Source organism: Halopseudomonas salina, from assembly GCF_014637955.1.
In the GTDB taxonomy this organism is placed as follows: domain Bacteria; phylum Pseudomonadota; class Gammaproteobacteria; order Pseudomonadales; family Pseudomonadaceae; genus Halopseudomonas; species Halopseudomonas salina.
This window is the reverse complement of record NZ_BMFF01000001.1, coordinates 410167-426095: the sequence shown is the minus strand read 5'-3', so window position 1 is coordinate 426095 and position 15929 is coordinate 410167. Positions and strand designations below refer to the sequence as shown.

Genomic DNA, 15929 nt, shown 5'->3' with positions numbered 1-15929 from the left:
CAGAAGACCTATTCAAACAGCTATGCGGAAATCCAGTATGCACGCAACAATCAATGCGCGCACCAGCGCGCCTGACCTGAGCCAGATCGATCTGGACGCGCGTTACACACTCGCCCAAGAACTTGCTCTCGCAGCCGCAAGACAAGGCAAGACCCGCTACAACGAGCGCGCCAAACTGACAATCGAGCACAAGAACAATGATTTCCAGGATGTAGTCAGCGAGGTAGACCGGCAACTGGAGGATCTGATTCGTCAGACACTGGCCAAGCGTTTTCCGGAGGATGGTTTTGTCGGCGAAGAAAGCGGCGCTGCTCAACTGAGCGCGCGCTGCGTTTGGGTAGTCGATCCCATTGACGGTACGGCGTGCTTCGTTAACGGCCTGCATTCATGGTGCGTATCCATTGGCATGATGATTGATGGTGTGCCTTGCGTGGGAGCCATCGCTGACCCGAACCACGACGAGTTGTTTCATGGTTGCATTGGCCGCGGCGCCTTCGTCAACAACACGCCCCTGCGGGTCAGCCAGGCGTCCGATATAAGGGAGGGATTGACAGGTGTTGGCACCTTCCACCCAAGTGGCAAGGAGAACTTTCTGCCTTTTCTACAAAAGCTGCTGGCCGACGGTGGCATGTTCATTCGCAATGGGTCAGGAGCCCTGACCACGGCCTACGTCGCAGCTGGGCGATTGATCGGTTACTACGAGACGCAGCTCAAAAGTTGGGATTGCATGGCTGGATTGGTTCTGGTTGCCGAGGCCGGAGGAAGGCGGAGCGACTTTCTGCGTGGAGAGGGTCTGCTGCAAGGCAACCCTTTTCTGGTAGCCGCGCCGGGTGTGTATGACCAGTTGGCGCGCATGATCGGACCTTCGCTGGATGAGGACTGACGTCGCCAGCCTTACGCCATCATTGGGAGTCGGTAGCCACCGTTCCGGCTCCCCCGCCCAGGGCGATATACAGGGCCACCAGATTCTCCATTTTTGCCCGCTGGATCTGCACCAGCGCCTGCTCTGCTTCAAATAGGGTACGCTCGGCGTCCAGCACCTGTAGAAAATTGACAACTCCCTCATCGTAGCGATCACGCGCCAGCTCTGCGATATTGCCCAATGTAGCGACGTTGTCCTCCTGGAGGGCCAGTTGCTCGGCCAGGTAACGGCGGCCCGCCAGCGCATCGGCCACTTCGCGGAAGGCCGCCTGAATGGTGCGCTCATATTCGGCTATAGCGATATTTTCCCGAGCTTGTGCCACCGTGAGGTTGGCATCGCGTCCACCGAAATCGAATATCGGTAAGGTGACGCTCGGACCGATGCTCCAGAACTTGTTATCACCACTGATCAGGCCATCCAGTTCGCCGGAGGCGTAGCCGGCATTGCCAGTCAGGGAGATACTGGGGAAGAATGCTGCCCGGGCCACCCCGATGTTGGCCCTCGCCGCGCGCAAACGTTCTTCTGCGGCAATGATGTCTGGCCGGCTGTAAAGCAGCTCTGAGGGTAAGCCTGCCGCCAGGGCGCTAGCGGGTAGCTGGCGGTCCAGCGGATACGGCTCCGGCAAGGGTGACGACGTCGCAGCCCCGGTCAACAGCGTAAGGTAATTCTGTTGTTGAGCCACCGTCAGGCGCAGCTCCGCCAATTGCGTCTGCGCCTGTGCCAGCAGAGCCTCTGCCTGATTGTATTCCAGCGCCGAAGCGATACCTGCGTCCAGGCGAACCCTCGATATGCGCACCTCGTCACGCCGGTTTGCGACGGTGGATTGCGCTAACTGCATACGCTGCTCGGCCCCTCTGACTGAGAGGTAGGTAGCGGCCACATCGCCGACCAATGACAGCTGAAAAGCCCGCTGCGCCTCCAGGGTCGCCAGGTACTCGGCTCGCGCGCCCTCGGCAAGATTGCGAACCCTGCCCCAGAAATCGAGTTCGAAGGCGGCCACTCCTACCTCTACGGTATAACGCTCGGTCACCCCTCCACCCGACAAACCCGCTGCAGGCGCTGCCGAGCCGCCCGTACCGGAGGCTCCAGCACCCGCTGAGGGAATCGCCGAACGACTGCGAACCGCACTTGCCCCCAGCGCCAGCGTCGGATAGCGGTCGGCATCGCGCACCCGGAACTGCCCGCGCGCTTCCTCTATTCGTGCGACTGCTATTTGCATATCGCGGTTATGCTCTAGCGCCGTGTCAATGAGAAGCCGTAAACGCGGGTCGAGAAAAAACCTGTTCCAGCTTACCTCACTGGCGATCAACTCCCCCTGACCTGGCTGGAGCGACGCGGGATATTGTTGGTTGGTCGGCAGCATGGGCCGTTGGTGTTCCGGAGCAAACTGGCAACCGACAAGCAGAAACCCCACCAGTACAGGTAGCAAGATATTACGCATCACCGGCTCCCTGTATTGATCCCTTTTCACCATCCGAGTTGTCGTCATCTTCGTGCTGGCGGCTGGGTGGGCGGCGGCGGCTCAACCAGCGTCTGACACAAAGATAAAACAGCGAAATATAAAACAGTCCGAAGATAGTGGCGGCCAGCATCCCGCCAATCACGCCAGTGCCCACCGCAGCGCGACTGGCAGCGCCCGCCCCGCTGGACATGATGAGCGGCAACATGCCAAAGATGAAGGTTAGCGAGGTCATCAGTACCGGGCGAAAGCGCATGCGGACCGCGCTCATGATCGCCTCGTGAATGGATTTGCCGCGCCCCTCTTCTTCAATCGCAAATTCGACGATAAGAATCGCATTCTTGGCCGACAAGCCGATGATCGCCACCAGCCCCACGTTGAAATACACATCAGCCGGCATCCCGCGCAACATGGCGAACAGAATCGCCCCCAGCGCCCCTAGGGGAACGACCAGCAATACCGCGATGGGCATTACCCAGCTTTCGTACAGCGCCGCCAATACCATGAGCACCACGAGCATCGACAACCCCAGCAGCAAACCCACCTGACCGGATGCCTGCTGTTCTTCGTATGACGCTCCTGACCATTCAAAATCAAAGCCGCGCGGCAGGTCCTGGGCCAGACGCGCCATCTCGTCCATCGCCTCGCCACTGGTATAACCGGATGCGGCGTTGCCCGATAGCGTAATGGCCGGGTAGCCGTTGTAGCGCTGTAGCTGTATCGGTCCCCGTGTCCACTCGGCTGTGGAGAACGCACCAAAGGGGACGTTGTTACCCATTTCATTGGGTATCTCCAACTGCAGCACATCTTCGGGGGTGATCCGGTAGGGCGAATCGGCCTGCAGCAACACGCGCAGCACCTCGCCGTCCATATTGAAATCATTCACGTAGGCACTACCAAATGTCGTACTCAGGCTGGCGTTGACTTCAGCTATCGAGAGGCCGAGCGCCCTTGCCTTGATACGATCGATATCTACCTTCAGTTTAGGTGCCTGATCCGCGCCCTCGGGCCGCACGCCTTCAAGCATCTCACTTTCACTTGCTGCGCCCAGTAATTGGTCCCGGGCTTCCAGCAGCGCCTCATAGCCGTTATTACCGCGATCTTCCAGCTTGAACGTGAACCCGCCTGCCACGCCGAGTGCCGGGATGGATGGCGGATTGAGGGCAAAGACACGCGCTTCACGTATCTGCGAAAAGGCCCCGGAGGCCTCATTGACCAGCTCCGGCGCACGCTGCTCGCGATCCGCCCAGGGAAGCAACCTGACAAATGCCATGCCGTGGGCCTGACCCTGACCAAAAAAGCTGAATCCATAAACCGCCAGCGTGTGTTCGACTGCCGCACTGTCAGCATAGAAGTCCTTCACCTGATCCATAGCGGCGGTGGTGGCATTGATGGTTGACCCAGGCGGCGCCTGCACCACGGTCATGACCGAGCCCTGGTCCTCCTGGGGCAGGAATGCTGTGGGCATACGCAGGTAGAGCACCGCGACCAGCGCCAGCAGGGCCGCAAACCCCAGCAGGAACCACAGCGGATGGGCAAGCACGTAACTGACCGCGCCATGATATCGATCGGTGGTGCGCTTCATGCCGCGGTTGAAGGGTCCGAAAATACGGTCGCTCCAACGCTGTTTTTTATCCTGCTCGTCGTCACGGGGCTTGAGCAGGGTAGCGCAGAGCGCCGGAGTCAGGGTCAAGGCCAGGAAGGTCGAAATCCCCACTGCTATGGACAGGGTGACCGCAAACTGCCGGTAAATACCCCCACTGGAGCCCGGAAAGAATGCCAAAGGGACGAATACCGCGATCAATGCCAGGGTCGTGCCGATGATCGCGGCGCTAACCTGTCCCATGGCCTCCACCGTAGCCTCGTAGGGCGCCATGCCCTCCTCGTCGATCAGTCTCTTTACATTCTCCGTGACGACAATCGCATCATCCACCAGGGTGCCGATTGCCAGCACCATGCCGAACAGACTCAGCAGATTGATCGAGAAGCCGACCAGCCAGAGACCCAGGCAGGTGCCTACCAGTGCGATAGGGATCACGATGGTAGGAATCACGACCGTGCGCCAGTTCTGCAGAAACAGCAGCATGATCAGCACCACCAGCCCGATGGCCTGCGCCAGGGTCAACAGCACCCGCTCGATGGAACTGGAGATAAAGGGAGTAGAGTCGTAGGGAACCATCCATTCGATATCGCCCGGAAACGCTTCTTCCAGTTCACCCATGCGCTTTTTCACCGCCGCGGCGGTATCCAGCGCATTCGCGCCCGGCGCCAGTTGCACCGCCAGGCCCGCATTGGGCTGATCGTCCAGTTCGCTACGCGAGGCATAATCCTGGGCGCCTAACTCGATTCGCGCCACGTCCTCCAGCCGCACCACAGAGCCATCCGGATCAGCGCGCAGGATAATTTCGCCGAACTCTTCAGGTGAGCTCAGTCGCCCGCGGGTTTCCAGGGGTGCGTGTATCTCGATACCCTCACTGAGCGGCAGGTCGCCCAGTGCGCCGCCGGCAGCCTGACTGTTCTGGGCTCGCACCGCAGCCAATACATCGCTGGGGGACATGCCGAAGCTCGCCAGACGATCGGGGTTAAACCAGATGCGCATCGCATAGGGCGTGTAGAACTCGCGGATATCGCCTACGCCAGAGACGCGTCGCAGTTCATTGACAATATTGGTGGTGGCGTAATGGCCCAGCTCGAGACTGCTCATCTCACCGCTTTCAGACAACACTGAAATGATCAGAAGAAAATTGGAGGACGCCTGAAAGACTCTGATGCCCTGGCGCCGAACTTCTTCCGGTAGCCGTTGCTCAACCCGGCTCAGCAGGTTCTGCACCTCCATCTGAGCAATATCGATATCGGTGCCCGGTTGCAACACCAGTTCGATCGAGGCGGTACCGTTGGATCGACTGGTCGAATCCATGTACAGATAGCCTTCGACCCCGTTGAGCTCCTCTTCAATCACCTGGGTGACATTGGCTTCCAGAACCGAAGCATCCGCACCCGGGTAGGTGACGCTGATGTTCAAGGAGGGCGGCGCAATGGTGGGATATTGCTCGACCGGCAAACCGCGCAATGCAATCAGACCGCCAAGAAGCAAACCCAGCGCTAGCACCCAGGCGAAAACAGGACGCCGAATGAAGAATGTAGAATTCACGGTGCATCCCCGTCGCCATTATCCTCTTGGGATTCATCCGCTCGCACAGTCTCCACTTCGGTACCCCCGCGCAGGTCCTGCCAGCCGCTGACTATGACCTGCTCGCCCGGCTCCAGCCCCTCAAGCACAATCCAATTGCCCTCGCGCATGCTGCCGGTTTTGATGTCACGTGAAGCTGCTTTACCGTCCTCTCCCACCACCATCACGCTGGGACCCTGATCCTGCATGATCACCGCCCGCTGCGGAATGACCAGGGCGTCCGTGCGTTGGCCCGCAGTCACCCGTGCCTCTACGAACATGCCAGGCAATAGCAGATGATCGGGATTGGGGACCTGCGCCCGGGCTTGCACCGTACCGGTAGAGCGGTCGATCGACATCGCCCGGAAGTCGACATAACCGGAGTGGGGATAGGCTTCACCATTTTCCAGAACCAGCTCGACCGCGATCTTCTCATTCTCGGTAACCGAGACCTCACCGGAGGCGATCTGCGCGCGCAATCCAAGCAGGTCGGAGCTGGATTGCGAAAAATTGACATACACCGGATCCAGTTGCTCTACCCGCGTCAGCAAGGTGCCGTCAGCAGCGCGCACCAGAGCGCCCACGGTTACCTCGGCCCGGCCGGCAATACCGTCAATGGGGGCTTCTACCCGGGTGTAATCCAGGTCCAGTTCAGCAGTCTGTACCTGCGCTTCGGCGAGCTTGACGTCAGCCCGCGCCATGCGCAATTGCGCCTGCGCGGCATCGAACTCCTGCTGGCTGATCGCCTGCTTCTCCACCAGGCCCCGGTAACGCTCCACATCCTGAGCTGCATTCATGGCAGTAGCGCGAGCGCGCTCGAGACGCGCTTGAGCAGCATTCAGGTTGGCCCGGCTTTCCCGTGGATCGATCTGGAACAGCTGGTCGCCAGCCTCGACAGCTGTGCCCTCCTCGTACAGCCGTTCCTCGATGATGCCATTGACGCGCGCGCGCACCTCAGCAATACGTATGGCCTGAACTCGGCCTGGCAACTCGATGGTGTTGGGTACTGCTTGCGCCTGCGGGGTCATGACCTCGACAGTGGGTGTAGGGCGCGAATCCTGCTGCTGTTGTTCTTCACAACCGACCAGCAGGAGTGCTGCGACGATAGCGAGGCTACGCTGTGGGTAGGCCATCTATGGGTCCTTTTCGGCTTAGACAGCGGCTGCCTCATGCAACCGAACTTGTCCTTTTCTCGACAGCCTGGGACGACAGCGGTTCCACGGTCAACGGAAAGCAAACCAAAGCCAGACTGCTGCAACCAACAGCAACAGCACTCCGATCTGCTTTGAATATTGCTTCCAGAGCCCTAATGCCGCGTCTCCAGCGAAATGCACGAGCAGCGCCAGGCCGAAATAACGTACCGCCCGCGACAATGTAACAGCGAGTAAAAACAGGAGAAACGGATAGCCCACCACCCCTGCAGCCAGCATTGCGATCTGCAAAGGTGTAGGCGTAATGCCCACGGCCAATATCGCTGTGAAGCCATTCTGTCGAACTTGTGTGGCGAAGGTCTCGAAAGCCTGTGGATTGCCGGCCCATTCAAGCAAGGTATCACCCCACTGACCCCACGCAAGCACACCCAGCCAGTAACCAACCGCAGCTGCTGTGATATTACCGGCGAGCGCCACGCTAGCTATGGTCCAGCGGCGCCGGGGCTGACTCAGCATCCAGGGAATCAGAATGGTTTCAATGGGAATGGGGACGATCAGCGTTTCCGCCATCGACAGGATGAAGAGAAGAGGTAGGGCATAAGGCGATCGGTCCAGCCTATTCAGCCAGGTGCGCGCAGAAAGAAGACGGGATTGAAACATTGCTACCTGACAGCTCCTTTTGGCTGGATGGCCACCTAATGAAGGGCACGACGGCTTGCTAGACTAGGAAGACCGTTGTCAGGCCAGATAATTCCAGTCAGTTCAACTCGGTTGCGCTGACTTCGACCCTGTTACGCCCCCTGCGCTTGCTTTCGTATAGCGCCTGATCAGCCCGCGCAACAGCCGAACTCAAATTTTCACCCGCGCAATATTGACTGACGCCCACACTGACGGTCACAAAGACTTCCAGATCCGCGAAAACCCATGAACAGGTTTCAACTGCGCAACGTATGCGCTCGGCGGTCTGGATAGCCTGCTCCAGCCCGGTACCGGGAAGCACCACCAGAAACTCCTCGCCACCCCAGCGCCCGATATAATCCTGCTCCCTCAAGGTCTGAGCCAACACCGTGCTCACGCGCTCAAGGATACGATCACCCGTGTCATGGCCATGCTCATCATTGAACTCTTTGAAATGATCGATATCCAGCAACAGGAAGCTCAGCTCCTCTGGATTACGCGCATGGCGCGCGATTTCCTTGTCAGCAAGATCCGACAAATGTCTGCGATTGAACAAACCGGTCAACGAATCGATCGTAGCCATACGCCGCAGCGCACGCTGCGTTCCCGAAACCGTCGAGATGTAGAACAGAGTAAGGTAGCTGAACATACAGAAAACAACGGTCAGGTTGAAAAGAAACACTCCGAGCAGTCCGCCAGAGGCTATCGGCTGTAACGGATCAACAAACCACATCAACGCATAAAGCCCTACATAAAATGCCCAGAGCCCTCCCACCGCAAGCCAGGCGTTTCGCCGCCGCATACCCGCAAATAGGGCGGGAATGAACATCAACAGAAAATAATGGAAGCCACTATCCCAACCAACCAGCAAGGTGCCCAGGAAGGCATGAACGATTACTTCGATCCAGATAAGGATGATTGCTGGCTGATTCAGGCGTTTACCCAGCAGCCAGTAGGCGAGCAGATAGAGCCCCACGCTGACCACGTTGATCCAAGCCAGAATTGGCGATCCGAGAAGATGGAACAGAAAGAAAAAAGCAACGTCGACCGAGGCAGCAAGCTGACAGCAGCGCCTGGCCAGTTGCCAGAACTGCGGTTTGCCACTTTCGTGTCGGCCCGGCGCGGTTACCTTGTCCATCGACAAACTCACTCCTTCCTTGGGGTCTGCCGCATGGATTGGTCGGGATAGTAAGCGGTGACAATGTCAAAAGTATAACTCAAAGCCAGCCGACTGGTTCCGGTACTGGAGAGCAAATTGACATCATCGATCTGGCGACATGGCAAAAAGTAATAAAAGCTAACAAAGCCTTGTCGCCAGGATCCATGACCTCCACATGCGTGACGACCCTGTCAGTGCCAGGTTCAATGCAGAATCTGACTGAGGAAAAGCTTGGTTCTTTCGTTCACCGGATTGGTAAAGAACGTATTGGGTTCAGCCTCTTCGACAATTTCCCCGCGATCCATAAAGATCACCCGGTCCGCAACAGTACGCGCGAAGCCCATCTCGTGGGTCACGCAGAGCATGGTCATACCGTCTTCCGCCAGACCAATCATCGTGTCCAGCACTTCCTTGACCATTTCCGGGTCCAGTGATGAGGTCGGCTCGTCGAACAACATGATTTTTGGCTGCATGCACAAGGCTCTGGCAATGGCAACGCGCTGTTGCTGCCCCCCGGACAACTGCCCCGGAAACTTGTGAGCCTGCTCTGGAATCTTGACCCGCTCAAGATAATGCATGGCCAGCTCGTGGGCTTTGCGCTTGGGCATGCGCCTTACCCACATGGGAGAAAGCGTGCAATTTTGTAAAACTGTCAGATGGGGGAAAAGATTGAAGTGCTGGAACACCATGCCGACCTCACGCCTTACTGCCTCTATATGCTTAAGGTCTTGGGTCAGCTCAGTTCCGTCGACCAGGATCCGACCTTGCTGATGCTCCTCCAGACGATTGATGCAGCGAATGGTCGTGGATTTGCCCGAACCGGAAGGCCCGCAGATAACGATCCGCTCGCCTTGCCGTACATTCAGATTGATGTCCTTGAGCACATGGAAATTGCCATACCACTTGTTAACGTCAACCATTTCTATCATGCGGTCAGCGATGACCGACTCAACCTTAGCTTCGCTCATATCCATACTCCTAATGCTTGTGGCTCGTATCCAGCTTGCGCTCCAGGTGCATGGAGTAGCGGGACATACCGAAACAGAAGATCCAGAAAACCAGGGCAGCGAATACATATCCCTCGGTGGCCATACCCAACCAGGCGGGATCAGTGGTCGCCTGCTTTATGCTGTTGAGCAGGTCGAACAATCCAATGATGATCACCAGACTGGTATCCTTGAAAAGCGAAATAAAGGTGTTGACGATGCCCGGAATCACCATTTTCAGCGCTTGGGGCAGGATCACCAGTCCCATGACCCGCCAGTATCCAAGCCCCATGGCTTCAGCGGCTTCATACTGCCCCTTGGGGATTGCCTGCAACCCGCCGCGCACCACCTCTGCGATGTAAGCGGACTGAAACAGAATCACGCCTATCAACGCCCTGATCAACTTGTCAAAGCTCATACCCTCCGGCAGAAAAAGCGGCAGCATGACCGACGACATGAACAACACCGTAATCAGAGGCACGCCTCGCCAGAACTCGATGAAGGTGACGCAGATAACCCGGATGGCCGGCATGTCGGAACGGCGCCCGAGAGCAAGGGCTATGCCCAATGGCAAGGCACCGGCAATACCCACCGCAGCAATGACCAGAGTCAGCATCAGGCCGCCCCACTGGCTGGTGCGAACCACTTCCAACCCCATCCCTCCGTGAAGAAGCCAATAGGCCACCAACGGATACACCAACAGAAAAACGATCCCGTAGAGCGCCTTGCGCGGCATAGCCGAAATGAACAGCGGCGCGGCGCCCAGAATGGCCAGAACCACTGTCAGGTCGACCCGCCAGCGCAGCTCTGTCGGATAAAATCCATACATGAACTGGCCAAAACGCTGTTTGATAAACACCCAGCACGCACCGTCACTCGTGCAATCAGCGCGGGTCTCACCCAGCCAGTCGGCATCGAGAAATGCCCATTGCACCAGTGGCGGCACGATTAGCCAGATCAGATAGAGCGCGACTACCGTGAGCAGGCCGTTGAACCAGCTGGAGAAAAGATTGGCACGCAACCATGCCGCTGGCCCGATACTCTGACGCGGCGGCGGAAGGTCGGGTTTGAAATGATGAGTCTGCATGGGCTGCCCTTACCGCTCGATCAGCGCAATGCGCTTGTTATACCAGTTCATCAACATCGAAATGCTGATACTGATGGCCAGATAAACACTCATGGTGATAGCGATAACCTCTATTGCCTGCCCGGTCTGGTTGAGCACGGTGCCAGCAAACAGCGACACCATCTCCGGATAACCAATCGCCGCGGCCAACGAGGAGTTCTTCGCCAAATTGAGATACTGACTGGTCAGCGGTGGAATGATCACGCGTAACGCCTGGGGAATGACCACCAAATGCAAGGTCCTGCCCGGCGGCAGGCCAAGAGAGCTGGCTGCTTCGGTCTGGCCGTGACTGACCGACTGAATACCTGCCCTGACGATTTCAGCAATAAAAGCCGCTGTGTACATCGTCAGAGCCAGCGTAAGGGCGATCAGCTCCGGTATCAGTACCCAACCATCTGTAAAGTTGAATCCAGTCAGTTTTGGCGTAGTCCAGTCCAGCGGACTGCCAGCGACGATCACCGCGATGCCGGGAACCAGCAGCAGAATACCGATAGCCGACAGGGCAACAGGAAATATCTGCCCCGTAGCTTCACGCCGCAGCTTGGCCCACCGCCCGAGCACGATGATTGCCACAATCGAGACTGCCAACGCGCCAAGGAACAACCCGAAAGTGTCAGAGACGCTCGGCGCGGGAACATAGAGACCCCGGCTGTTCAGGTAGAAATTGTCGAACACACCCAGGCTCTGCCGCGGCCCGGGAAGTGAGAGCATAACGGCGAAGTACCAGAAAAGGATCTGCAGCAATGGCGGGATATTACGGAATATCTCTATGTAAACGGTGGCCAGCCTGCTGACGAGCCAGTTCGGAGCGAGACGGGCAATACCCAGCGTAAAGCCGAGCAACGTGGCCATCACAATCCCGATAACCGAAACCAGCAAGGTATTGAGCAGACCGATGAGAAATACCCGGCCGTAACTATCCGTCTCGGTGTACTCGATAAGATGTTGCGCGATCCCGAAACCGGCAGTGTTATTGAGAAAAGCGAAGCCGGTGGTGATACCCCGCTTTTCCAGATTGATCATGGTGTTGCTGTACAGAAACCAGCCAAGGGCCACTACAACAAGAATGGCAACAAGCTGAAAAACCCAGGCTCGTGCCTTTGGATCAGTCCAGAGTGAACCTTTCGGACGCGGCGCTTTCGCAGCAGTTTGCATGAAAACCCTCTCGCAAGCCCCGCCCACCAGGCGGACGGGACTCACATCAGCGGAACCATAAGATCAGTCGCGAAGCTGATCTCGCGAAGTATCAGCGCACCGGTGGTGCGTACTGAAGGCCTCCGTTGGTCCACAGGGCATTGAGGCCGCGCTCAATTTCCAGTTCGCTCCCAGCACCGACGTTGCGGCTGAAGCTTTCTCCATAGTTGCCGACCTGCTTGACGATCTGCACCGCCCAGTCTTTCGGCAGATTGAGTTCCTTACCGTACTCACCTTCAACACCGAGCAAGCGTGCAACATCCGGATTTTTCGGCGTTTTCAGCATCTCATCGACGTTGGCCGAAGTGACGCCCATCTCTTCCGCGTTGAGCATGGCAAAAAGAGACCACTTGACGATGTCGAACCACTCGTCGTCACCATGACGCACCACCGGGCCCAGCGGCTCCTTGGAGATAACCTCTGGCAGCACCACGTAGTCGCCGGGAGAACCAAGCTTGATACGCTGTGCGTAAAGCTGTGACTGATCTGAGGTCAGCACATCGCAACGGCCTGACTCGAGAGACTTGGCGCTTTCATCAGAAGTATCGTAGGTGATAGGAGTAAAACTCATGCCGTTGGCGCGGAAATAATCCGCCGCATTGAGCTCGGTCGTTGTACCAGCCTGGATGCAGACGGTAGCACCATCAAGCTGCTTGGCACTGGTAACACCGAGCTTCTTGTTAACCAGAAAACCCTGACCGTCGTAGTAATTGACGCCGGCGAAGTTGAGTCCGAGGCTGGCATCCCGCGAGCTTGTCCAGGTAGTGTTACGCGACAGCACGTCAACTTCGCCCGACTGCAATGCGGTGAAGCGTTCCTTGGCCGTCAGCGGGCTGTAGCGGACCTTGCTGGCGTCACCAAACAACGCCGCCGCCATGGCGCGACACACGTCCACATCCAGTCCGAGGTAGTTACCCTTCTCGTCCGCATAGGAAAAACCCGGAAGGCCATCACTGATGCCACATTGTACAAAGCCCTTTTTCTTGACCGCATCAAGCGTAGCGCCTGCCTGTACAAAGCTGCTTGCACCCAGTGCGGCAGCGGTCGCTAATACTGCTAGGGTAGTTTTCACCGTCTTCATTGAAAATCTCCAGATTGGAATAATTATTATGGAGTCTCACTCTCCCTGTCGGCCCCGTACCGGCTTGAGACGCAATGACGGTACAGCCGTCATGCGGGAAAGGAGAATATCTCACGCCCAGCGCGAGACAGCTGGCAAGCTGCCAGTCCACAGTCCCTCAAGCCGTTGCAAGGCCTGTACCAGTACAGTTAAGTGCATACCCGGGTGTTTTTCTCGTCAATATGGTCCTGAATGCGACATTTAGATGAATCGATGGTCCAATTGACACAAATAGGCGCACCAAAACAGGCATATTTCTCCTGCGATGCGCACCAAAGCTGCACGAAGCGCGCTATTGATCCCACACACCCCCTGGCTAACTTTTTGTTTATGGTGATGTCGTAAATAATTGAATCGTCGAATGGACCGGATCATGGATTGGACCTGGCAATATGTGTTGACCTGTATTTGCCGCACAACTATCGCGCTCCTCGCGATCACACTGAGTGCCTGTGAGGGTAGCCAGTCCATATTGGCACCCGCAGGACTGCAGGCTGAACGCATTGCCACGCTGTTCTGGTGGATGCTTGGTGGCGGCATGCTCATCTGGATTTCCGTAGTAGCCCTTGCGCTCTTCGTCATCAGGGCCAATCCGGCGAAACACGACTCCAACAGGAGCCAATGGATGATCGTTGGAGGAGGGATCCTGTTTCCCGCGGTCGTACTGTCTGCGTTGTTGATCTATGGGCTCTCGCTGATGCCAGACACTCGCCGGCACGAGCAGGCCGAGATGAACATCAGTGTTTCGGGTGAGCAGTGGTGGTGGCGCATCTCGTATGCAACGGCTGCTGGCGAGGTTATAGAGCTGGCCAACGAAATTCGCCTGCCGGTCGGCAAGTCGGTTTTGTTCAAACTGACCAGCACCAATGTTATCCATTCTTTCTGGATCCCTGCGCTGGGCGGCAAGGTGGACATGATCCCCGGCCGCACCAACCAACTGCTCCTGGAACCCACCCGTACCGGCACTTTTCAGGGTGTCTGCGCCGAATATTGCGGCACGTCCCATTCCTTTATGCGCTTCAAGGTAAAGGTAATGGAGCAGCAGGCATTCGAGGAGTGGTTATCCAGGCAGGCCCGACCGGCAAAAACGCCTACCAGTGAAGCCGCCCTGAGCGGCCAGCAAGTATTCATGACCAACACCTGCGTAGATTGCCACACCATTCGCGGCACCAATGCCAAGGGTCGGACCGGCCCCGATCTCACCCATGTAGGGAGTCGCCTGGGTCTGGCTGCGGATACGTTGTCCATGGACCCGGAGAGCTTCAGCCGCTGGATCGGACATACAAGGGAGCTCAAACCGGGCACGAAGATGCCCCCCTTTGCAGCTCTCGGAGAGGAGAAGCTCCAGGCACTGGCGACGTATCTGAGCGGATTGGAATAAATGGTTCGATTCACCCGTATCACGCTCGGGCTCAAGCAGCAGGCGCGTAAAAGTGTCGGATCCGGGGGAGAAATACCAAGATTGGTGCGCGAGCCCGGATTCGAACCGGGGACCTACCGCTTAGGAGGCGTTGATCGGCGCGTATTTTCACGGACAGCCCTGTCCGCCTGAAAAGCCTACACCCTATACAAAACAGACACTTAACGACCTGCGATTGTCCGATGGTGTACAGCCAGATATGATGCCAACCGAGTAGAAACAGGGACCAAAACAGGGACCAATATGGCCAGGCTGACGGATCGGGAAGTTAAAACGCTGAAGGGGAAAGTGTCGGAGCGGGTCGGCGGTCGGGGTGATGGTGCCCTGCTCTTCCGCCGGAGGGAGTCTGGTGCAACCGAGGCGTACTACCAGTATCACTTCGAGGGGAAGGCCGAGGCAATCAAGATCGGCACCTACGGCGTGATGACCCTGGCTGAATGCCGGGCCAAGGCATCCGAGCTGGCCGGCCTGCGGCAGGAACACCCCAATCTCAAAGCCCAACTGCAGCAGCGTGCCACCGATGAAGCCGCGGCCGAGGCTGAAGCTCTGCAAAAAGCAGCGACCGAAGCCAGGCGCGGATCCCTGCAAGATCTCCTCGAGGACTATACGGCCGAGCTGCACGCCAATGCCGTGGTGTCGGCCAAGGAGATCGAGCGCATCATCACCAAGGATTTCATCGAAAAACATCCAGAAGTGGTGGCCCTCAAAGCCCGCGATATCGAACCCATCCATTGCATGACGCTGCTCTCCCCGTTCTGGGAGCGTGGCGCGAAGACTCAGTACAACCGAGCGCGCACGTATCTACACGCGGCATTTCAGATGGGGCTGCAGGCGGAGTATGACGTTGCAAGGAAGAGCCGCAAATCATTCGGGCTGACACACAACCCGGTGGCGGCATTGCGACGGCAGAAGGAAGGCGAGAACGCTCACGATCGAGCGCTGACAGATGAGGAGTTGCGTCACTTCTGGCACAACCTGGTGAAGGCAAAGAAGGTAGGGAAGCTGGTCACGCTGTTGGTGCAGTTCATGATCGCCACCGGAGGCCAGCGGCCCTACCGGATGATGCAGGCGCCATGGTCAGCGTATGACATCGAGGGGAAGGTATTCAGCACGCCCAGCCTGAAGGGCCGAGGCAAAGCCAGGGTGAACATGACGCCGCTCACCGATCGCGCGATCGGGATCCTTGAGGAGGTGCGTACCCTGACCGGCCAGCATGAATGGCCGTGGTCATACACAGGCGATGCGCCCATGGTGATCAGCACACCCCGCAACGCGATCGTCAGGTTCATCGATGACGAAGCCTCCTGGATCGAAAAGGAAGCCGGCAAGCGCGTACAGCCATTTACGCCCAGGGATCTGCGCCGCACCATCAAGCAGGTGATGCAGCGCGCCGGCATCGAGCCGCACCTGCGGGATCTGCTGCAGGACCACGGGCAGACTGGCGTAGCCAACAAACATTATGCTAATAATCCGGACGCAGCCCTTCCGGACAAGTGGCGAGCTATTAGAGAGTATGAGTCAGCTCTAGCAGACTTGCTTATATGA

General features: G+C 57.6%; 12 protein-coding genes. 3 read left to right on the top strand and 9 right to left on the bottom strand.

The window, feature by feature from the left end; genetic code table 11:
• Positions 1-37: 37 nt before the first annotated feature.
• On the top strand, positions 38-883 hold the full coding sequence (locus IEV54_RS02120) for an inositol monophosphatase family protein (RefSeq protein WP_150277467.1): 846 nt from the start codon (positions 38-40) through the stop codon (positions 881-883).
• A gap of 19 nt (positions 884-902) precedes the next feature.
• Here the strand turns inward: IEV54_RS02120 and IEV54_RS02115 are convergent, their stop codons facing one another.
• The 9 genes from IEV54_RS02115 to IEV54_RS02075 form a co-directional block, all read right to left on the bottom strand.
• Entirely contained in the window at positions 903-2363 is a 1461-nt protein-coding gene (locus tag IEV54_RS02115) for an efflux transporter outer membrane subunit (RefSeq protein WP_150277468.1), read from the bottom strand.
• A complete protein-coding gene (locus tag IEV54_RS02110) occupies positions 2356-5532 on the bottom strand; it encodes a multidrug efflux RND transporter permease subunit (protein WP_188434293.1) in 3177 nt (1058 codons plus the stop codon). Before IEV54_RS02110 ends, IEV54_RS02115 begins: the two co-directional genes overlap by 8 nt.
• The gene (locus IEV54_RS02105; protein ID WP_150277469.1) at positions 5529-6683 is read right to left on the bottom strand and encodes an efflux RND transporter periplasmic adaptor subunit; all 1155 of its coding nucleotides are present in this window, start codon (positions 6681-6683) and stop codon (positions 5529-5531) included. The genes IEV54_RS02110 and IEV54_RS02105 overlap by 4 nt, the downstream gene beginning before the upstream one ends.
• A 90-nt stretch (positions 6684-6773) precedes the next feature.
• On the bottom strand, positions 6774-7361 hold the full coding sequence (locus IEV54_RS02100; protein ID WP_150277470.1) for a YqaA family protein: 588 nt from the start codon (positions 7359-7361) through the stop codon (positions 6774-6776).
• Positions 7362-7458: 97 nt separating this feature from the next.
• Complete coding sequence (locus IEV54_RS02095; protein WP_150277471.1) at positions 7459-8517, bottom strand: GGDEF domain-containing protein; 1059 nt, start codon at positions 8515-8517, stop codon at positions 7459-7461.
• A 224-nt stretch (positions 8518-8741) separates the two neighbouring features.
• Positions 8742-9506, bottom strand: coding sequence for an amino acid ABC transporter ATP-binding protein (locus IEV54_RS02090; protein ID WP_150277472.1), 765 nt, complete (start codon positions 9504-9506; stop codon positions 8742-8744).
• 10 nt (positions 9507-9516) lie between these two features.
• Positions 9517-10611, bottom strand: coding sequence for an amino acid ABC transporter permease (locus tag IEV54_RS02085; protein WP_150277473.1), 1095 nt, complete (start codon positions 10609-10611; stop codon positions 9517-9519).
• A gap of 9 nt (positions 10612-10620) precedes the next feature.
• On the bottom strand, positions 10621-11805 hold the full coding sequence (locus IEV54_RS02080) for an amino acid ABC transporter permease (RefSeq protein WP_150277474.1): 1185 nt from the start codon (positions 11803-11805) through the stop codon (positions 10621-10623).
• Positions 11806-11896: 91 nt separating this feature from the next.
• Positions 11897-12925: an amino acid ABC transporter substrate-binding protein gene (locus IEV54_RS02075; protein ID WP_150277475.1), complete on the bottom strand. Its 1029-nt coding sequence runs from the start codon at positions 12923-12925 to the stop codon at positions 11897-11899.
• A 412-nt stretch (positions 12926-13337) separates the two neighbouring features.
• On the opposite strand from IEV54_RS02075, the gene coxB reads away from it, so the two are divergent.
• Positions 13338-14345, top strand: coding sequence for a cytochrome c oxidase subunit II (coxB, locus tag IEV54_RS02070; RefSeq protein ID WP_188434292.1), 1008 nt, complete (start codon positions 13338-13340; stop codon positions 14343-14345).
• A 282-nt stretch (positions 14346-14627) separates the two neighbouring features.
• Positions 14628-15929, top strand: coding sequence for a tyrosine-type recombinase/integrase (locus tag IEV54_RS02065; RefSeq protein WP_150279441.1), 1302 nt, complete (start codon positions 14628-14630; stop codon positions 15927-15929).